The sequence below is a fragment of the Promicromonospora sp. NPDC052451 genome (genome assembly GCF_044547525.1).
GTDB lineage: Bacteria > Actinomycetota > Actinomycetes > Actinomycetales > Cellulomonadaceae > Promicromonospora.
In genome coordinates this window covers 92,728-110,780 of record NZ_JBIUAP010000006.1, presented here as the reverse complement: position 1 = coordinate 110,780, position 18,053 = coordinate 92,728, and the positions used below count along the sequence as shown (strand labels likewise).

Genomic DNA, 18,053 nt, shown 5'->3' with positions numbered 1-18,053 from the left:
GGCATGAATCACGTGATACGCGCCGTGACGTCTCTCACTCGGCGGCCGTCCGGCGCGGCCGCCCGGCGGTCTCAGCGCACCGGCTGCGGGGCCAGGACCGACAGGAGCTGGAGCTTCTCGTGGCTCTCGCTGCCCGGTACGGCGGTGTACACCATCAGGGAGTGCACCTGGCCCGGGTCGACCAGCCGCTGGCAGTTCAGCTCGAGCGCCCCCACCTCGGGGTGCACGAAGTGCTTGACCTCGTGCGGGCGCACCCCGATCTCGTGCGCCTCCCACACCTCGCGGAACTCCTCGCTCTGCTTCAGCAGCAGGGCGGCGAGCTCCGCGGCGCGCGACTGCGGACCCCGCATGGTCACCAGCTCGCGCAGCCCCGAGGCGTACATCCGGGTCAGGAAGGCGTGCTCGTCCGGTGCGTAGAGGTCGCGCGCCCCGGGGTCGGTGAACCAGCGGTACCCGGCACTGCGGGCCGGACCGGTGAACTCGGTGGTGCACCCGGTCAGCGCCACGCCCATCGGCGTCTGGCGCAAGGTCTCGCCCAGCTCGGTGACGATCTCGGCGGGCGTGTCGTCGAGCCGGTCCAGGATGCGCAGCAGGCCCGGGCTGATGTGCGCGCTGGTGCTGCCGCGCGGCGGCGGGTTGTGGCCGGCCAGCCGGAACAGGTGGTCACGCTCGTCGAGCGACAGGTGCAGTCCCTGCGCGATGGACGCGATCATCTGCTCGGACGGCTGCGGGCCGCGCTCCCGCTCGAGCCGGGAGTAGTAGTCGGTCGACATGTTGCACAGCACGGCGACCTCCTCGCGGCGCAGCCCGTTCGTCCGCCGACGGCGGCCTCGCGGCATGCCCACGTCCTCGGGCTGGAGCTGCTCACGGCGTCGGCGGAGGAACTCCGCCAGCCCGGTGCGATCGATCACGGTGTCCCTCTCGTCGAGTCCTGCCTCGTTTCTACCCCGTGCCCGGCGGTCCAGCCACGGCCCGCCGATCCCCCCATACGGCGTGAGCGGTGGCCGTACGGCGTGAGCGGTGGCCCGGCGAGCCTGTGATCGCCAGGTCCTGGATAGGTCCTGGCGCCCCGCCGAGGATCGGTGCCGTGGCCCGAGCGGGCCGCGAGCACCACGACAGCCGTCACGGCAGGGAGCAGAACAATGCCACGCACACCGATCGACATCACCGTCCCGGACCTGACCGGCAGGCGCGCCGTGGTCACCGGCGCCAGCGACGGCATGGGCCTGGGCATCGCCGCACGGCTCGCCGCCGCGGGCGCCGAGGTGGTCATGCCCGTCCGCAACCCCGCCAAGGGCGAGGCCGCCATGACGCGGATCCGGCGGGTCGCGCCGGGCGCACGGGTCTCGCTGCGCAGCCTCGACCTGTCCTCGCTGGAGAGCGTCGCGGCCCTGGGCGAGACTCTCCGCGGGGAGGGCGACCCGATCCATCTCCTCGTCAACAACGCCGGCGTGATGCGGCCGCCCCGGCGCCTGACGACCGCCGACGGGTTCGAGCTGCAGCTCGGCACCAACCACCTGGGGCACGTCGCGCTCGTCGCCCAGCTCATGCCCCTGCTGCGGGACGGCGGTGCCCGGGTGACGTCGCAGGTCAGCGTCGCCTCGGCCAGCGGCTCCATGCACTGGGACGACCTGAACTGGGAGCGGTCGTACGACGTCATGCGGGCCTACCGGCAGTCCAAGATCGCCCTCGGCCTGTTCGGTCTGGAGCTCCAGCGACGCAGCGAGGCCCACGGCTGGGGCATCACCAGCAACCTGTCGCACCCCGGCGTGGCGCCCACCAGCCTGCTGGCCGCGCGGCCGGAGCTCGGCCGCGGCCAGGACACGCCCCACATCCGGCGGATCCGCTGGCTCTCCGAGCACGGGATCCTCCTGGGCACCGCGGAGACCGCGGGCCTGCCCGCGCTCATGGCCGCCACCGACCCGGCCGCCCGGCCCGGCGCCCTGTACGGGCCCAGCGGCCCCGGCACCCTGGGCGGCCCGCCCGCCGAGCAGCGGATGCACCGCCCGCTGCGCAGCCTCACCGAGGCGGCCCGGGTGTGGCGCGTCTCCGAGGAGCTGACCAAGGTGGCCCTCCCGGCCGCCTGACCGGCTCGCGCCGAGCAGCACCCACCCGAGCAGCACCCACCCGAGCAGCGCCCATCCCGCCCCCGAGTACCCGACCCGAGCACGTCGAGCCCCCAGGAGCAGCCCATGAGTTCCGTCCCCCGTCCGGCCGCCCGCCCCCGGAGCCCGTGGTGGGTGGTGGTCGGCGCGGGCACCGCGAACGCCGTCGGCCCGCAGCTCTACCTGGCCACCACCGGCGTGTTCGTGCTGCCGATCGTCGAGGACACCGGATTCAGCCGCACGACGGTGACCGGCGCGTACTCCGTGGCCGCGGTCGGCATGGTGATCGGGCTGATCGTGGTCAGCCGGCTCGTGGACCGGTACGCCGCGCGGTACATCCTGGTGCCGTCGTTCGTGCTCTTCGCGGCCTCGATGGCCACGATCGGCCTGACGCCGCCCGTCGAGGCCGTCTACTTCGTGCCGTGCTTCCTCGTCGGGTTCTTCGGCGCCGGCACGGCGGTCCCGGCCACGCGCGTGGTCGTGGGCTGGTTCGACAACAACCGGGCGCTCGCCGTCGGCGTCGTGACCGGCATCATCGGCCTGGGGGCCGCGCTCGGTCCCGTGCTCGCCGGGGCGCTCATCGACAGCGTCGGCTGGCGGCAGGCCTACGCCGCCATGGGGCTCGTCGCGGCCCTGGTGTCCGTCACGATGATCACCCTGTTCGTGCGGGGCCGTGCCGAACGGCACGTGCGCGGACGCCTGGTCGCCGAGACCCAGGCCGGCGACCGCGACGTGCGCCTCGAGCTGCCCGGCCGCACGTTCGCCGAGGCGCTGCGCACCCGGCAGTTCTGGGGCATCGCGCTCGGTCTGGGCATGGTCGGCGTGGTCGTGGTGGGGCTGCAGGTGCACCTCGTGCCGATGATGACCGACCGCGGCCTGAGCGCCGACCAGGCGGCCCAGCTCCTGGTCGTCTTCGGCCTGGCCTCGCTCGTGGGGCGCGTCCTGGGCGGCATCGTCATCGACCGCGTGCACGGCGCGATCGTCGGCCCGGTCGTGATGCTCGCCCCCATCGTCGGCATGCTCTTCCTGTACCCGCCGTTCCCCACGGCGGCCGTGGCGGTCGCGTTCATCGGCATCGCGTTCGGCATCGAGGGCGACCTGCTCGCCCTGCTCATCACGCGGTACCTCGGCATGCGCAGCTTCGGCCAGATCGTGGGCCCGGTCCAGGCCGTGTTCATCCTGGGCAGCGCCTTCGGCCCGCTGCTCCTCGGGCTCGGGTACGACGAGCTCGGCTCCTACGACCCGGTCATCCCGGTGCTGATGGGCGTCCTGGTGGCCGGCGCCGTGCTCATCGGCACCCTGGGCCCGTACGTCTACCCCGCGGTGCGCGGCTTCGACCGCCTCGCGGCCCGCGACGAGCTGGCGTCGGCCGAGGTGCTCAGCGACCTCGCCGGGGGAGAGGGCGAGCGGGTCGTGCCGGGGGTGCGGCAGGCGTCCTGACCCCCCGGCCGGGGCCGGTCACGGCCGGTGGTCGACGTCGGTCCCGCCGCCCAGGTCCGTGCAGTCGACGGCCCGCACCCCGTGCTCGCGCAGGTACGGTCCGGCGCCGGTGTCCCCGTGCACCGCGTCGGCCAGCGGCCCCCAGTGGGCGCGGCCGACGAGCACGGGGTGCCCGGGATCGCCGGCATACGTGGCTCGGGCCAGCGTGCCGCGGGCGGCCTGCTCGGTGAGCGTCCCCAGCACCCGGCGCACCGCGTCGGGCCGCAGGCCCGGCAGGTCCACGAGCGTGACGGCGGCGGCCACCGCGCCGGTGCGCCCGGCCTCCGCCAGGCCGGCGCGCAGGGACGCCGCGACACCGCCCGACCAGCCGGCCGCGACCACCGGGCGCGCGTCGGCCGGCACCAGCACCCGGGCCTTGTCGGCCCGCGCCCCGAGCACCACGACGACGTCCGAGCAGCCGCCCTCGCGCAGCGCGCGGCAGGCGAGCTCCAGCCACGGGGTGCCGTCGTCGTCGCGGACCAGGGCCTTGGGCATCCCGAACCGGGTGCCGGCCCCGGCGGCGAGCACGATCCCGACGACGTCGGGCGGCCCCGCCGGGCCGGGGGCGTGCGGTGCTGTGCCTCTCATGCGAGGAACCTAACCGGCCCGGCCCCGCACAGCCTCGGACCGGCAGGCCCTGGACACGGCGGTCCGTGTCCAGGGGCCTGCGGACCGTACGGCGTCAGCGGCTCGACGTGGGCCACGGCCCGAGCTCGGGCAGCTCGCCCGGCAGCGGCGTCGCGGGCACGCGCCCGGCCAGCCACACCGTGACGTCCCGCGGGTCGCCCGCGATGTCGTCCACCACGACACCGTCCGGCAGGCGCACGGCCAGGAACGCGCGCAGGTGGCCGCACAGCGTGTCGTCCCACGTGCCGTACCCGATCGGCTCCGCCGTGCCGGACGTCGCGTCGACGGCGTGGATGCGCACCTCCCGCCACCAGGCCAGGACACAGCCCGACAGGGGTCCGTCGCGGTAGCCGCTCGGGGCGTCCCACAACGGCGACGCGGGCGCCGGCCAGGTGCGCGACAGGTCGTCGCGCAGGCGCGACAGCACCTCCAGGTGCTCGTCGAGCGTGCGGCCGGACCCGGCCTCGATCGCCGCGTCCCGCGCCGCGCGGCTCGCGTAGACCGGGACCACCTCGCCGCGCTCGGCGGCCCGGGCCTGCCCCAGCAGCGCGGCACCCACGCCCGCGACATGGGACAGCACGTGCCCGCGGGTCCAGCCCTCCAGGGTCGACGGCCCCGCCAGGTCCTCGGCGGTCAGGTGCCCGACGGCGGACACGAGCGCGTCCAGGCCGGCAGCCGAGTCCCTCAGGGCGTGCGGGACGAGGTCGGCGGTGGTGCTCACGGGGGATGTCCCTTCGTCGGGGGCGGGGTGGGTCGGGATCACGGCCACAGCAGACCGGCGGACCAGCCGCCGGCGTCGGCCCGGTAGAGCAGGCGGGTGTGCGGCCCGTCGTCGGGCGCCTGCCAGAACTCGACGCTCACCGGCGTCAGCACGTAGGCCGTCCAGTCCGGCGCGGCCAGCCCCGGGTCCGCGGTGACGGCGCGCAGGGCGTCCGTGAAGGCCGCCACGTACTCGTCCCGTGACCCCAGCGGCTCGCTCTGCCGGTTCACCAGGCCCGCGGCGCGCGAGGCGTCCGGGCGTGCCAGGAAGTCGGCACGGCTCACCTCGGCCCCGGCCGACGCCGCACTGCCCGTCACCTTGACCTGCCGGCCCAGCTCGGGCCAGAAGAACGTCAGCGCGGCGTGCGGGTTGGCCGCCAGGTCCTGCCCCTTGGGCCCCGAGGACTGGGACGCGAACCACCACCCCTGCGCCGTCACGTCCTTGAGCACCAGCGTGCGGGCGTGGACTCGCCCCGCGGCGTCGGCGGTCGAGAGGGTCGCGGCGTGCGGGGCCAGCAGGCCCGCGTCGATCGCCTCGTCGAGCCAGGTCTCGAACAGCTCGTGGGGCGTGGCGGGCCCGGCGTCCGGGTCGAACACCGGCAGGCCCGGCCGGGCGAACGCGGGCAGCGCACGGAGGCGCTCGCGGAGGGTCACATGCTCTCCTTCTCGGTCAGCAGGCCGACGAAGCCGCGCACCGCAGCGGTGAGCGCGTCGGGATCCTGCGTGGCGCGGGCCAGGACGTAACCGCCCTGGATGATCGCGAGGGCGGCGTGCGCACGGTCGCGCGCGACGTCGTCGGGCAGGCCCGTCTCGCGGAAGATCGCGGTCAGCTCGCGGAGCAGCCGCACGAAGTAGGCGGTGAGCACGTCGCGCAGGCCCTCGTCGTCCATCACGGCCTGGTCGGACGTGTGGCGGCCGATCCTGCAGCCCGCCAGGGCGTCCCGTGGCCGTTCGAGGTAGGCGATCACGCGCTGGACGGCGGGGGAGTCGCTGCGCAGGGTCCGCATCGCGCGGGCGAGCGCGTCGTCCACCGTGGCGCCGACGGCGGCCACCGCGAGGTCGTGCTTGGTGGGGAAGTGGTGGTAGAGGCTGCCCTGGCCGACGCCCGCCGCGCCCAGCACGGCGCGCGGGCTCGTGGCGCCCACACCCTGGGTGGCGAAGAGGTCCTGCGCGGCGTCGACGAGCCGGTCGCGAGCGGTGGCCGTGGTCATGGCGGCACCATACCTACCTCCAGGTATGGTGACAAGCGGGCGGTGCCCGGACGTCGGCGGGCGCCGTCGTCAGAGCAGGGTGAGGACGCCCAGGACGCCGACCGCCAGGGCGAGGGCGAGCGAGACCGTGATCAGGACGGCGTGCACGGTACGGAACCGCGTGGCCCGGCCCTCGGCGTCGCGCGACCGCGGGTCCGCGGCGATGCGCTGCCAGAACCGCGGCCAGATGACCAGGTTCCAGAGCGCGGTGACGATGAGGACGACGGACCAGCCGGCAGGAATCTCCACCCGCCGATTATCCGCCGCCGGGGACGTGGGGAGGATCAGAAGTAGTCGCGGACGTGGAGCTGACGGCCCGCGAAGAGGGCCGTCAGGGGCGCGTCGTGGGTGTCCGGGCCGGTCAGGTGGCCCCCGAACCGCAGGTTCGCTGCCGACTGCACGCCCGCGTACAGCAGCGCCAGCCCGTTCGCGGTGAGCACGGGCCGCTCGTGGTGCGCGTCCCCGACGGCGACGTCGTCCTGCTCGACGTGCGTGACGCCGTCGGACACGGTGAGCGTCCAGGCGCCCGTGAGGTCGGCCGGGCCCCGGACGGCGAACGGGACGCGCACGCCCTCCAGCGGGGACTCGATGCCGCGCAGCGCTCCGGCGACGTCCAGGACCCGCAGCATGTACGGGTGCGCGGAGTGCACGGTCGTCGTCAGGTCGGGGAGCACGAGCCAGGCGGGGTCCAGCCCCGACGTCGACACGCGGGCCGTGCCGACCACCGTCGAGAAGCTGCCGACCGTGCGCCACAGGGCGCGGGCGGCGTCCGGCGTGAGGGCGATGAGGTCGTCGATCTCCATGACCGCCGTGGCGGGCGTGTACCCCTCGCCGCGGATCCAGCTCGCGAAGCCGACCACCTCGCCCGCCGGCCCCGTGGCGCCCCGCTCGTCGATCGCGAGCGTGACGCCCGTGTAGTCGGCGAAGAACTTCTCGGGCGGGGTCCAGAACGGCTTCTCGGCCCGGGAGACGGGCCCGTTCTGCCGGGCGGCCCAGGTGCGGTGGACGGCGACGACGGCATCGAAGTCGGCCACGCCGGCCCTGCGGGTGACCACGCCGTCGGGCGCGGCTACCCGGCCCAGGCTCGGCAGCGGCACGTCGACGTCGTCGAACGAGCCGACCACCTCGTACCCGAGCCCCCGGTAGATGCCGGGCGCGGTCGGGTAGAGCGTCGAGATGGTCTCGCCGCTCTCGCGGGCCTCGGCCAGGGCGGCCGCGAAGAGCCGCGCGAGATGCCCCGAGCCGCGCCGCTCGGGCTCGACGGCGACCCCGGCGACGCCCGCCGTCGGCACCTGCGCGCCGTGGAACCACGACGTGAACCCGTACACACGCAGGCGGGCGGCCAGGTCGTCGCCGTCGAAGGCGCCCCACTCCCGGAAGCCGGCGGCCGTCCACTCCTCGCGCGTGGGGACGGCGCGTCCGCCGTCGGGCGCGCCGAACGCCTCGCCGCCGAGGCGGGTGTAGGCGGGCTGGTCGTCGTACCCGACGGGGCGCACGGTGATGCTCATGGGAGCGACCCTAGGGAACGGGCGGGGCCGCCTGCGAGCCCAAAAGCTCAGTCGCCGAAGTACGCCACCAGGTCCTCGGCGGGGTGCGGGCGCACCAGCGGCGTGCGCGTGACCTCCAGCGGCTCGGGCGTGAGCAGGCTCGGCAGCTCGGCGTCGGCGGTGCGGTTGCCCGGCGTGATGCCGTCGTCGCGCACGAGGTCGCGCTGGAACATGACGGCGTCGTGCCACTGGCCGTGCTTCCAGCCGATGCGCTCGAACGAGCCGGCCCGCTGGAACCCGGCGGCCTCGTGCAGGGCGACGGCGGGGTCGTTCGGCAGCACGATGCTGGCCACCACGCGGTGGTAGCCGCGCCGGGCGAGCCGCTCCAGCAGCGCGTCGTACAGCGCGCGGCCGGCGCCGCGGCGCTGGTGGTCCGTGGCCACGTAGACGTTGGTCTCCAGCGTCCAGCGGAACGTGGGCCGGTCGGCGAACGGCTTGGCGTAGGCGAAGCCCGCCACGACCCCCTCGGTCTCCAGCACCAGCCAGGTCTCCCGGCCGAAGAACCGCTCGATGCGGCGCGTCATCTCGCGAGCGTCCGGCGGGGTGGTCTCGAAGGTCGCCGCCGAGTCGGCGACGAAGGGGGCGTAGATCCCGGCGCAGGCTGCGGCGTCGTCTGGTGTCGCGACGCGGACGATGCGGTCCATGCACGGATCCTGCACCGCAGCGGTGCAGGGCGATGATCGCAGCGCCGAATTGACGGCGGTGGGTGCAGCGGGTAGATGCCGGGCGGGCGGGTCAGCCGGGCTCGCCGGCGGGCGGCGCCCCGCCGAGCTCGGGCACGAGGTCCTTCTGGAGGCGCATGACGTCGCGCCACCGGCCGTGCTTCCACCCGATGCGGCGCAGCGTGCCGACCACCTCGAAGCCGAGCGCCATGTGCAGGCCCAGGCTGGCGTCGTTCGGCAGGGCCAGGCCCGCCACGAGGCGCCGGTAGCCGCGTTCGGCCAGCCGCTCGAAGAGCGCCTCGTAGAGCGCCCGGCCGGCGCCGGTCCGGCGTCGGCCCACCTCCAGGTACACGCTGGTCTCGACGGCCCAGCGGTAGGCCTCGCGCGCGGAGTACGGGCTGCCGTAGGCGAAGCCGACGACGTCGCCCGTGGCCCGGTCCTCGGCGACGAGCCAGGCGTGGCCGGCCGAGTAGCCGGCGATGCGCCGGGCCATCTCGGCGGTGCCGGGCGGCTCGGTCTCGAAGCTGACGTGGGTGTGGCGCACGTAGAAGCCGTAGATGTCGGCGCAGGCGGCCGCGTCGTCGGCCGTCGCGGGGCGGATCATCAGGTCCATGGTCCGATGGTGCCGCATCGCCGGGTCCGGGCGGTGCCGGCCCCGAGGCGGCGCGGGTGTCGGTGGCGGGGCATAGCGTGTGTCTCGTGACCACGCTCCAGCGGCGAGTGCTCCTCGTCGCGATCCTCGGCTCGTTCGTGTCCTTCCTCGACGGCACGGTCGTGAGCGTCGCGCTGCCCGCCATCGCACGGGAGCTCGGCGGCCCGGGCGCCGAGGGCCTGGCCCTGCAGCAGTGGGTCGTGGACGCGTACCTGGTGACCCTGGGCGCGCTGATGCTCGTGGCGGGCTCGGTGTCGGACGTCTACGGGCGGCGGCGGGTGCTCGCGGTCGGGCTGGTGGGCTTCGCCGTGGCCTCCGTGCTGTGCGCGGTGGCGGTGACGGGGCCCGTCCTCGTGGTCGCCCGTGCGCTCCAGGGCGTGGCGGGCGCCCTGCTGGTGCCCAGCTCCCTGGCGCTGATCGTCGCCACGTTCTCCGGCGAGGCGCAGTCCCGCGCGATCGGGCGGTGGACGTCCTGGACGACGGGGGCGATGATCGTGGGCCCGTTCGTCGGCGGCATGCTGGTCGACTTCGTGTCGTGGCGCTGGGTGTTCTGGATCAACGTGCCCGTCATCGCGCTCACCCTCTGGCTGCTGCGCGGGGTCCCGGCCGCGGAGGGCGAACCGGGCCGCCGGGTGGACGTCCCGGGCGCCGTGCTCGCCGCGCTCGGGCTCGCGGGCGTGGTGTTCGGGCTCATCGAGGGCGACCGGCTCGGGTGGACCTCGCCCGGCGTCCTCGTGTCGGCGCTCGGGGGCGCCGTGCTGCTGGTGGCGTTCGTCGTCCACCAGCGGCGGGCGGCGGACCCGATGCTGCCGCTGCGGCTGTTCCGGGCGCGCAACTTCGCGTGGGGCAACCTGGCCACCACGGCGATCTACGGCGCCCTCTCGCTCGGCGGGTTCGTGCTGACGCTGTTCCTGCAGCAGGTCGCCGGGTACTCGGCCACCTGGTCCGGGGTGGCACAGCTGCCGACCACGCTCGCGATGATCGCGCTGTCCGCGTGGTTCGGCACCCTGTCCGGCCGGTACGGGCCGCGGCTGTTCATGACGGTCGGGCCCGTCGTGGCCGCGGCCGGGTTCCTCCTCATGCTCGCGATGGACGAGACGGCGTTCTACCCGACGCAGGTGCTGCCGGGCCAGCTCGTGTTCGGGCTCGGCCTCTCGATCACGGTGGCGCCGCTGACGGCCGCCATCCTCGGCGCCGTCCCGCCCCACGACGCCGGGATCGGTTCGGCGGTCAACAACGCGGTCGCCCGGGTGGCCGGGCTGGTGACGGTCGCGTTCGCGGGCATCATCACCGGCGGCGTGCTCGACGTGGCCTCGTTCCACCGTGCCCTGCTCGTGACCGCGGCGCTGCTGGTGGCCGGCGGCCTGCTCTCGCTGATCGGCATCCGGAACCCGCGGGAGATCGATGCGGACCAGACCCTGGTCAAACCTACTTAGGTATGCCTAACCTCAGTGCATGGGATACAAGGGACGCAAAGCGGTCGATCCGCATGTCGTCATGGCTGAGGTCGTCAACACCAAGCGCGTCACGCCCAGCATGATGCGTGTGACGCTCGGCGGCGACGGGCTGGCGCAGTTCACCCCGGCCGGGTACGACCAGTGGTTCCGCCTCTTCCTGCCCCGCGCCGGCCAGGACATGCTGCGTCTGCCCACCCGCTCCTCCGCCCTCTGGTACGCCGAGTACCTGACGACGCCGAAGGCGCGGCGCCCCTGGGTCCGCAACTACACCGTCCGCGCCGCGCGGCCCGACCTGAACGAGATCGACGTCGACTTCGTGCTCCACGGCGCCGGCGACCAGCACGCCGGCGACGCCCACCCGTCCGGGCCGGGAGCCGGGTTCGCCGAGGCGGCCGAACGGGGCACCCGCGTGGGCCTGCTCGACCAGGGAATCGGCTACGACCCGCGGCACGCGCACGACTGGACGCTCCTGGTCGCCGACGAGTCCGGCCTGCCCGCCGTGGCGGGCATCTGCGAGTCCCTCCCGCGTGACGCCCGCGGGATCGCCGTCGTCGAGGTACCCACCGCCGAGGACCGGCAGGAGGTCCGGGCTCCGGCCGGCGTGGAGCTGCGCTGGGTGGTGCGGGACGCCGCCGATGCGGTGCCGGGCCAGGCGGCGCTCGCGGCGCTGCGCGAGCTTGACCTCGCCGGGGCCGGCGGCGCGGTGCACGCCTTCGCCGTCGGTGAGTCGTCGCTGGCTACGGGCACACGCCGGTACCTGGTGGGGGAGTGCGGGGTGCCGAAGACGCACGTGGACTTCGTGGGCTACTGGCGGCACGGACGCTCGTCCCCGGGGTGATGCCGGCGGGGGGCGCCGGAGCGCGACTCGGAGCGACGTGGTCGGCAGAAGGTCAGGTGATCGGCACCCCGGGGTGCCGATCACCTGACCCTGAGGCCACCGCCGGACCAGAGGGCGCCCCGTGCGGGGCTGCCACCCCAGGGCGGCGCGGGCTTGTGTTGTGCACAGGGGGCGTGATCCGGGTGGGCGTGGCGCGACGGGGTGGGTGATCGTCGCTGCATGAACGAGACGGGAATCATCCTCGCCCGGCACCACGACCGAGAGGCGTTGCGTCGCGCGCTGCGGGACGAGCGCATGGAGAAGATCCGCCGGGGCGCCTACCGCGGCAAGCGGCCTGCTTCTGCCGACCGGTACCGGGACGCGACCGAACGGGCGACGGCTCGTGTCCTCGCGGTGAGCTCCCAGCTTCGCGGTGCGGTGGTGAGCCACGAGTCGGCTGCGCTGCTGCACGGCCTGAGGCTCTGGCAGCTGCCGGAGCATGTGCACGTGGTGCAGGCGTACCGGGCGTCGTCGGCGTCGGCCCGGGACATCGCCCGGCACCGGCTGACGCTGGGCGAGCACGAACGGACCGTGGTGGGCGCGGCGTCCGTGACAAGCCTGGCCCGGACGGTCGCGGACTGCTGTCTGTCGCTCCACCCGCTGCTCGCGCTGGTGATCGCGGACCACGCGCGCGCTCTCGGTGCGGACCTGGCTGCTGCCCGGGAGTCCGTCGTGGGCCGACGTGATCCGCGAGGTCGCCGTCGTGCGCTCCTGGTGTTGGCGATGGCCGATGCGGGGGCGGAGTCGGCGTGGGAGAGCTGGTTGCGCTACCTCGTCCTGCGCGCCGGGCTACCGCGCCCGATGACGCAGCTCCGCGTGCCCACACCCCACGGTGAGTTCCGCGCCGACCTGGGCTGGGAGCAGTTCCGGCTGCTGGCCGAGTTCGACGGTCGGGTGAAGTACACGCAGGGTGCGCTGGGCCCCCGGCACGACGCCGGACGCACGCTGTTCGACGAGAAGCGGCGCGAGGACTATCTCCGTGACCAGCGCTGGACCGTGGTTCGCGTCACCGCGTCGGACGGCCCGGCCACTGCGCTCGCCAGGATCGGCCGCCACCTCCCACCCCCGCCCGACGAGCCCCCGCACCCCCGAGACCTGCCGCCCCCACCCCTGCCGCGCGGATGGAGGTAACCATCACTCCTGATGCGCGGACGGGATGGTCGGCACCGCCGGTGCGCGGAAGGGATGGTCGGCAGAAGGTCAGGTGATCGGCACCCCGGGCTGCCGATCACCTGACCTTCTGCCGACCATCCGGCTCCGGCTCCGGCTCCGGCTCCGGCCGGAGGGAGCGGAATGGGGTTGGGCGGAGTGGGGGCGTGTGGCAGGGTCCGGGGATGGTTTCCTTCGTCTCGCACGTGACGGTCGACTGCTTCGACGCGTACTCGCTCGCCCAGTGGTGGAAGCCGGTGCTCGGGTACCAGGACGTGCCCGGTGATCCCAACCTGCCGGGGCACGAGGAGTGCATGATCACCGACCCCGAGGGCGCGGGGGTCGACATCCTGTTCGTCGAGGTGCCGGAGGGCAAGTCGGCCAAGAACCGGCTCCACCTGGACCTGCGCCCCCGCGCGGACCTGCGGGACACCGAGATCGAGCGGATCGCGGCGCACGGTGCCACCGTCGTCGCCGACCACCGCGGGATCTACGGCCCCGGCTCGGGATGGGTCACCTTCGCCGACCCGGAGGGCAACGAGTTCTGCGTGCTGCGCTCGCCCGCCGAGATCGCGACCGCCGAGCCCGCCGACACCTGAGGCAACCGCGCCGGCACCCCGGGTCGTCAGACCCGGACCACGATCTTCCCGCGGGTGTGGCCCGTCTCGCTGGCCCGGTGCGCGTCGGCGGCGTCGGCCAGGTCGAAGACCTCGGCGACCTCGACCGAGAGCCGGCCGGCGTCGAACAGGGCGGTGAGCGCGTCGAGGTCCGTCGTGGACGGGCGCACCCACACGTACTGCCCGCCGTGCTCGGAGCGGGCCGTCGGGTCGGCGACGGAGGTGACGGTGCCGCCGTCGGCCAGCAGGCCGACGGACGCGGCGACGGCGCCGCCGCCCGCGAAGTCGAGGATCGCGTCGATGCCGCCGGGGGCCAGGGCGCGGACGCTGTCGGCCAGGCCGTCGCCGTAGGTGACGGGTTCGGCGCCCAGTCCGCGCAGGAACTCGTGGTTGCGCTCGCTCGCGGTGCCGATCACGCGGGCGCCCCGCTCCTTCGCGATCTGCACGGCGAACGCGCCGACGCCGCCGGCCGCGGCGTGCACCAGCACGGTCCGGCCCTCTCCGACCGCGGACCGCTCGATCGCCTGATAGGCGGTCAGGCCGGCCAGCGGCACCGCGGCCGCCTCCTCGAAGCTGAGCGACGCCGGCTTGCGGGCCAGCGTCCGCACCGGCGCGGCCACGAGCTCGGCGAACGTGCCGCCCTGGACCGTGTCCTTGCGCACGTAGCCGTACACCTCGTCGCCCACCTGGAGCTCGGGCGTGTCCAGGCCCACCTGCTCGACCACGCCGGCCACGTCCCAGCCCGGGATCGCGGGGAAGTGGGTGTCGATCAGGCCCTGGAGCCGGCCCTCGCGGATCTTCCAGTCGACCGGGTTCACCGAGGCGGCCCGGACGCGTACCACGACGGTGTCGGGGCCGATGTGGGGGTCGGGCTGCTCGGTGAGCCGCAGCACGTCCGCGTCGCCGAAGTCGGAGTAGGTGATCGCTCGCATGTCAGCGACGGTACGCCGGGTCCGCCGGGCACGGCGCGCGGACGAGGTCACAAAAAGTGTGCCAAGCGTCACGCCTCGCCCGGGTGCTCGACCTGCACGTCCTCGGGCGACTTGTCCGGGCGCCAGCCGCGCCACACCGAGTGCCGCATCCGCCGCTCGCCCGAGGCGCCGTCGCCGCCCTCGGCCCAGTCCGCGTACGTCACCTCGCCCACCAGGCGCGGCGTCACCCAGTGCGCGTCCGACGCGTCCTCGCGGGGGACGCCGGACGCGGCGGGTGTCTTGCGCGCCATGCCCTCCAGCCGTGCGGTGATCTCGCGGCGCTCCCGCTCGCTGAACCCGGTGCCGACCCGGCCCACGTAGCGCAGGCCGTCGTCGTCCGGTATCGCCATGAGCAGGGAGCCCATGACCGCCGCGTTGGCCCGCCCCGGTCGCCAGCCGACGACCACGACCTCCTGGGTGGCACTGTGCTTGACCTTCAGCCACTCCCGCGAGCGCCGCCCGGTGTACGTGGAGGTCCGTCGTTTGGCGACGACGCCCTCCAGGCGCAGGGTGCGCGAGGTCTTCAGGGCGGCGTCGAGGTCGCCCTCGAACACGGGCGGCAGGTGCACGGGCGGCGTGGGCGTGACGAGCGACTCCAGCAGCTCGCGGCGTTCGGTCCAGGGGCGGCCGGTGACGTCGGCGCCGTCGGCCTGGAGCACGTCGAAGAGCATGAGGTCCACCTGGACGCGGGCCCGGGCGCGGGCGACGTCGTGCTCCTTGCGGAGGTTGGCGCGCTGCTGGAGGCGGCGGAAGTCGGGGCGGCCGGCGCGGTCGAGGGCGACGATCTCGCCGTCGAGCACGACCGGGAGGCGGTCGGGGTCCACCTGGGCGGCGAGGGCGGCGAGCTCGGGGAACGTGACGGTGAGGTCCTGGCCGGAGCGGCTGACGAGGCGCACGGTCGCCGGGTCCTCGACGTGGGCGAGCGTGCGGAACCCGTCCCACTTCATCTCGAACATCCACTCGTCGGGCTCGCGGAGCTCGCCGTCGGTGGCGGCGGTGGCCAGCATCGCGCGCCAGGGGCCGCGTGCGCGGGCCGCCTTCTCGGGGGCGGCCTGCTGCGCGGGGTCGGCCGCCTGCCCGGGCTCGGCTCGACGTCCGGGCTCGGCCTGCCGCGTGGACGCGGAGGTGGGCTCGGCGTGTGCCGCGTGGTCCTGGCGTCCGTCGCCCGGCTGGGCCTTGGTGAGGTGGATCAGCCAGTTGTTCTCGGCGTCGCCGTCGCGCCCGCCGGTGCGGATGAGGGCCAGGCGGCGGGCGCCGCGCCGGTCGGAGCGGAGCGTGACGATCACCTCGTCGTCGCGCCACTTCTCCAGGTCGTAGGTGCCGGCGTCCCAGATCGTGACCTCACCGGCGCCGTACTCGCCGGCCGGGATGCTGCCCTCGAAGGAGCCGTACTCCAGGGGGTGGTCCTCGGTCTGCACGGCGAGGTGGTTCCTGGCCGGGTCGGTGGGCTCGCCACGGGGCAGGGCCCAGCTCACGAGCACGCCGTCGTGCTCCAGGCGGAAGTCCCAGTGCAGGCGGCGGGCGTGGTGCTCCTGGATGACGAAGGTGGGCTCGTCCCCGGCGGGGTCCTCGGTGCCGGAGGCGGGGCCGAACGGTTCGGGCGTCCGCTCGGGGTCGCGCTTGGCGCGGTAGGTCTCCAGCTTGTCGAAGGTGGCGAGCCGCTCGGGTGTCGGTTCGAGGGCTGCGCGGTGCCCTTCCAGGAGAGGGGCGAGCAGGTCGCCGTCGGTCGCGACGCGCTCCACCACCTGGTCGGCGGTGAGGTGGGCGAGGTCCGGGTCGTCGAGCTCGGCCCAGGTGCGGGGGGCGGCGACCCAGGGCTGGTCGAGGCCGCGCAGGGAGTACGGGGCGATCGTGGTCTTGCTGCCGTTGTTCTGCGACCAGTCCACCAGCACCTTGCCCGCGCGCAGCTTCTTGCTCATGTCGCTGACCACGAGGTCGGGGTGCTCCGCCTCCAGGTACCGGGCGAGCTCGTGCGCCACGGCGGAGACGGCGTCGGACCCGAGGCGGGTGTCGGCGGCCTTGCCGAGGGCGGCGTAGAGGTGGATGCCCTTGGAGCCGGAGGTGACGGGGTAGGGCTCCAGGCCCATGCCCTGGAGGATCTCGCGGGCCCAGCGGGCCACCTGCGCGCACTCGGGCAGCCCGGCGCCAGGCCCGGGGTCGAGGTCCAGCACGAGGCGGTCCGGGTCGAGCCGGGCGCCGGTGCGGCCGAACTGCCACTGCGGCGTGTGCAGCTCCAGGGTCGCGGTCTGGCCGAGCCAGGTCAGCGTCGCGAGGTCGTTGACCAGGGCGTAGTCGTTGGACGACGTCTTGTGCTGGATCGACCGGCGCTTGACCCAGTCGGGGGTGGAGGCGTCGAGGTTCTTCTGGAAGAACATCTGCCCGCCGGTGCCGTCCGGCCACCGTTTGCGGGTCACGGGACGGTTCGCGACGTGCGGGAGCAGCACGGGCGCCACCTGGGTCAGGTAGTGCAGCACCTCGCCCTTGGTGGTGCCGGACGCCGGGTACAGCACCTTGTCGAGGTTGCTCAGGCGCAGGCGGTGTCCGTCGACCTGCACCGTCTGCTGCGTGGGCGCCATCACACCATCGTGCCGCCGGTCGCGTCCGCTCGCTCGCGTTCGCGCTCGTCGGACCGGGTGCGGGGCGCACGCGGGGGTGCGGCGGTACCCGGGGCCGCGGCGGCGGGTGTCGTGGGGTGCCCGGGAGGTCCGTTAGGCTCCGGCGAGTGAATTCGGATGACCTCGTGGGCGGCCCGTTCGGGACGGCCGTCGCGCCCGCCCCGTCGGTGGCCCCGCCGCAGCAGCTCACGGTGTACGGCGCCGAGTGGTGCCGCGACTGCCGCCGCAGCAAGGCGGTGCTGGACGTGCGCCGCGTCGACTACGTGTACGTCGACCTGGTCGCGCAGCCCGAGCGGGCGGACGAGGCGGAGGCGCTGACCGGCCGCAAGTCCATCCCGGTGCTGGTCTTCCCGGACGGTGAGCACCTGGTGGAGCCCACCAACGCTGAGCTCGCGGCGAAGCTGGACCGCGCGGGTCTCTGACCGGAACCTGGGCATGTCGTGCTCTTGGGGCGCACCATAGAAGGATGAGGGCTATCTGGAAGGGTGCCGTGACCTTCGGTCTCGTCAACGTTCCGGTCAAGCTGTACAGCGCGACCGAGGACCACGACGTCCCGTTGCACCAGGTGCACGACGCCGACGGCGGCCGCATCCGGTACAAGCGCGTCTGCGAGCTCGACGGCGAGGTGGTGCCGTACGAGCACATCGACCGCGCCTACGACGACGGCGAGCGCACGGTGGTGCTCACCAAGAAGGAGCTGGCCGACCTGCCCGCCGAGCGGGACCGGGAGATCTCCGTGGTCGAGTTCGTGCCCAGCGAGCAGATCGACCCGATCATGTACGACCGGACCTACTACCTGGAGCCCGACTCCAAGTCCACGAAGGCGTACGTGCTGCTGCGTCGCACGCTGGAGGAGACGGACCGCACCGCCGTGGTGAAGTTCGCGCTGCGGCAGCGCACCCGGCTGGCGGCGCTGCGGGTGCGCGACGAGGTGCTCGTGCTCCAGACGCTGCTGTGGGCGGACGAGGTCCGTGAGGCCGCGTTCCCGTCCCTGGACGAGCCCGCCAAGGTGACCGACAAGGAGCTGTCGATGTCGGCCCAGCTCGTCAGCAGCTTCGAGGCGGACTTCACGCCCGAGGACTACGAGGACGACTACCAGGTGCAGCTGCGCAAGCTCGTGGACGCGAAGCTCGAGGCCGGAGACACCCTGGACACCGCGGAGACCTTCGGCGAGGCGGCCGAGGAGGGTGAGGGCGCCGAGGTGGTGGACCTCATGGAGGCCCTCAAGCGCAGCGTGGCGGACGCGAAGAAGTCGCGCAGGACCGGCTGACGCCCGGCACGCACGG

19 protein-coding genes are annotated in these 18,053 nt (G+C 74.3%); 8 read left to right on the top strand and 11 right to left on the bottom strand.

The window, feature by feature from the left end; all coding sequences use genetic code 11:
- Positions 1-71: 71 nt before the first annotated feature.
- The gene (locus tag ACIG47_RS12425) at positions 72-911 is read right to left on the bottom strand and encodes a helix-turn-helix transcriptional regulator (protein ID WP_397411255.1); all 840 of its coding nucleotides are present in this window, start codon (positions 909-911) and stop codon (positions 72-74) included.
- A gap of 231 nt (positions 912-1,142) precedes the next feature.
- On the opposite strand from ACIG47_RS12425, the gene ACIG47_RS12420 reads away from it, so the two are divergent.
- Complete coding sequence (locus ACIG47_RS12420) at positions 1,143-2,087, top strand: SDR family oxidoreductase (RefSeq protein ID WP_397431065.1); 945 nt, start codon at positions 1,143-1,145, stop codon at positions 2,085-2,087.
- Positions 2,088-2,192: 105 nt separating this feature from the next.
- Positions 2,193-3,545 carry an MFS transporter gene (locus tag ACIG47_RS12415; RefSeq protein WP_397431064.1) on the top strand — a complete coding sequence of 451 codons (1,353 nt, stop codon included), beginning with the start codon at positions 2,193-2,195 and terminating at the stop codon, positions 3,543-3,545.
- An 18-nt stretch (positions 3,546-3,563) separates the two neighbouring features.
- Here ACIG47_RS12415 and ACIG47_RS12410 read toward each other — a convergent pair whose 3' ends face one another.
- The 8 genes from ACIG47_RS12410 to ACIG47_RS12375 all read right to left on the bottom strand — a co-directional run bounded on the left by ACIG47_RS12410 (position 3,564) and on the right by ACIG47_RS12375 (position 9,042).
- Positions 3,564-4,172 (bottom strand): NTP transferase domain-containing protein, encoded by a 609-nt coding sequence (locus tag ACIG47_RS12410; RefSeq protein WP_397431063.1) that lies wholly within the window; start codon positions 4,170-4,172, stop codon positions 3,564-3,566.
- A gap of 94 nt (positions 4,173-4,266) precedes the next feature.
- Positions 4,267-4,932 (bottom strand): maleylpyruvate isomerase family mycothiol-dependent enzyme, encoded by a 666-nt coding sequence (locus ACIG47_RS12405; RefSeq protein WP_397431062.1) that lies wholly within the window; start codon positions 4,930-4,932, stop codon positions 4,267-4,269.
- 38 nt (positions 4,933-4,970) lie between these two features.
- On the bottom strand, positions 4,971-5,624 hold the full coding sequence (locus ACIG47_RS12400) for a pyridoxal 5'-phosphate synthase (RefSeq protein WP_397431061.1): 654 nt from the start codon (positions 5,622-5,624) through the stop codon (positions 4,971-4,973).
- Positions 5,621-6,181 (bottom strand): TetR/AcrR family transcriptional regulator, encoded by a 561-nt coding sequence (locus ACIG47_RS12395; RefSeq protein ID WP_397431060.1) that lies wholly within the window; start codon positions 6,179-6,181, stop codon positions 5,621-5,623. Before ACIG47_RS12395 ends, ACIG47_RS12400 begins: the two co-directional genes overlap by 4 nt.
- 69 nt (positions 6,182-6,250) lie before the next feature.
- A complete protein-coding gene (locus ACIG47_RS12390; protein WP_397431059.1) occupies positions 6,251-6,469 on the bottom strand; it encodes an SCO4848 family membrane protein in 219 nt (72 codons plus the stop codon).
- Between the two features lie 35 nt (positions 6,470-6,504).
- A complete protein-coding gene (gene eis / locus ACIG47_RS12385; RefSeq protein ID WP_397431058.1) occupies positions 6,505-7,728 on the bottom strand; it encodes an enhanced intracellular survival protein Eis in 1,224 nt (407 codons plus the stop codon).
- A gap of 47 nt (positions 7,729-7,775) precedes the next feature.
- Positions 7,776-8,411 (bottom strand): GNAT family N-acetyltransferase, encoded by a 636-nt coding sequence (locus ACIG47_RS12380; protein ID WP_397411236.1) that lies wholly within the window; start codon positions 8,409-8,411, stop codon positions 7,776-7,778.
- Between the two features lie 91 nt (positions 8,412-8,502).
- Positions 8,503-9,042 (bottom strand): GNAT family N-acetyltransferase, encoded by a 540-nt coding sequence (locus tag ACIG47_RS12375; protein WP_397431057.1) that lies wholly within the window; start codon positions 9,040-9,042, stop codon positions 8,503-8,505.
- 86 nt (positions 9,043-9,128) lie between these two features.
- On the opposite strand from ACIG47_RS12375, the gene ACIG47_RS12370 reads away from it, so the two are divergent.
- From ACIG47_RS12370 to ACIG47_RS12355, 4 genes are all read left to right on the top strand, one after another.
- Complete coding sequence (locus tag ACIG47_RS12370; RefSeq protein WP_397431056.1) at positions 9,129-10,517, top strand: DHA2 family efflux MFS transporter permease subunit; 1,389 nt, start codon at positions 9,129-9,131, stop codon at positions 10,515-10,517.
- Positions 10,518-10,578: 61 nt separating this feature from the next.
- On the top strand, positions 10,579-11,376 hold the full coding sequence (locus ACIG47_RS12365) for a siderophore-interacting protein (RefSeq protein ID WP_397431055.1): 798 nt from the start codon (positions 10,579-10,581) through the stop codon (positions 11,374-11,376).
- A 219-nt stretch (positions 11,377-11,595) separates the two neighbouring features.
- Complete coding sequence (locus ACIG47_RS12360) at positions 11,596-12,546, top strand: hypothetical protein (RefSeq protein WP_397431054.1); 951 nt, start codon at positions 11,596-11,598, stop codon at positions 12,544-12,546.
- Between the two features lie 203 nt (positions 12,547-12,749).
- Positions 12,750-13,163, top strand: coding sequence for a VOC family protein (locus ACIG47_RS12355; protein WP_397431053.1), 414 nt, complete (start codon positions 12,750-12,752; stop codon positions 13,161-13,163).
- Positions 13,164-13,189: 26 nt separating this feature from the next.
- On the opposite strand, the gene ACIG47_RS12350 is transcribed toward ACIG47_RS12355, so the two are convergent.
- Positions 13,190-14,113, bottom strand: coding sequence for an NADP-dependent oxidoreductase (locus tag ACIG47_RS12350; protein WP_397431052.1), 924 nt, complete (start codon positions 14,111-14,113; stop codon positions 13,190-13,192).
- Positions 14,114-14,181: 68 nt separating this feature from the next.
- The gene (locus tag ACIG47_RS12345) at positions 14,182-16,728 is read right to left on the bottom strand and encodes an ATP-dependent DNA ligase (protein ID WP_397431051.1); all 2,547 of its coding nucleotides are present in this window, start codon (positions 16,726-16,728) and stop codon (positions 14,182-14,184) included.
- A 206-nt stretch (positions 16,729-16,934) separates the two neighbouring features.
- Between ACIG47_RS12345 and ACIG47_RS12340 the strand changes: the two genes are divergently transcribed.
- Together ACIG47_RS12340 and ACIG47_RS12335 are read left to right on the top strand one after the other, a co-directional pair.
- Positions 16,935-17,189, top strand: a complete 255-nt coding sequence (locus tag ACIG47_RS12340) for a glutaredoxin family protein (RefSeq protein WP_397411758.1) — start codon at positions 16,935-16,937, stop codon at positions 17,187-17,189.
- A gap of 44 nt (positions 17,190-17,233) precedes the next feature.
- The gene (locus tag ACIG47_RS12335) at positions 17,234-18,037 is read left to right on the top strand and encodes a Ku protein (protein WP_397411218.1); all 804 of its coding nucleotides are present in this window, start codon (positions 17,234-17,236) and stop codon (positions 18,035-18,037) included.
- Positions 18,038-18,053 lie beyond the last annotated feature (16 nt).

Coding starts and splice junctions, on each gene's coding strand:
- ACIG47_RS12420 (WP_397431065.1), top strand. CDS start 1,143: ATGCCACGCACACCGATCGACATCACCGTCCCGGACCTGACCGGCAGG.
- ACIG47_RS12415 (WP_397431064.1), top strand. CDS start 2,193: ATGAGTTCCGTCCCCCGTCCGGCCGCCCGCCCCCGGAGCCCGTGGTGG.
- ACIG47_RS12410 (WP_397431063.1), bottom strand. CDS start 4,172: ATGAGAGGCACAGCACCGCACGCCCCCGGCCCGGCGGGGCCGCCCGAC.
- ACIG47_RS12395 (WP_397431060.1), bottom strand. CDS start 6,181: ATGACCACGGCCACCGCTCGCGACCGGCTCGTCGACGCCGCGCAGGAC.
- eis (WP_397431058.1), bottom strand. CDS start 7,728: ATGAGCATCACCGTGCGCCCCGTCGGGTACGACGACCAGCCCGCCTAC.
- ACIG47_RS12380 (WP_397411236.1), bottom strand. CDS start 8,411: ATGGACCGCATCGTCCGCGTCGCGACACCAGACGACGCCGCAGCCTGC.
- ACIG47_RS12375 (WP_397431057.1), bottom strand. CDS start 9,042: ATGGACCTGATGATCCGCCCCGCGACGGCCGACGACGCGGCCGCCTGC.
- ACIG47_RS12365 (WP_397431055.1), top strand. CDS start 10,579: ATGGCTGAGGTCGTCAACACCAAGCGCGTCACGCCCAGCATGATGCGT.
- ACIG47_RS12360 (WP_397431054.1), top strand. CDS start 11,596: ATGAACGAGACGGGAATCATCCTCGCCCGGCACCACGACCGAGAGGCG.
- ACIG47_RS12355 (WP_397431053.1), top strand. CDS start 12,750: ATGGTTTCCTTCGTCTCGCACGTGACGGTCGACTGCTTCGACGCGTAC.
- ACIG47_RS12350 (WP_397431052.1), bottom strand. CDS start 14,113: ATGCGAGCGATCACCTACTCCGACTTCGGCGACGCGGACGTGCTGCGG.
- ACIG47_RS12345 (WP_397431051.1), bottom strand. CDS start 16,728: ATGGCGCCCACGCAGCAGACGGTGCAGGTCGACGGACACCGCCTGCGC.
- ACIG47_RS12335 (WP_397411218.1), top strand. CDS start 17,234: ATGAGGGCTATCTGGAAGGGTGCCGTGACCTTCGGTCTCGTCAACGTT.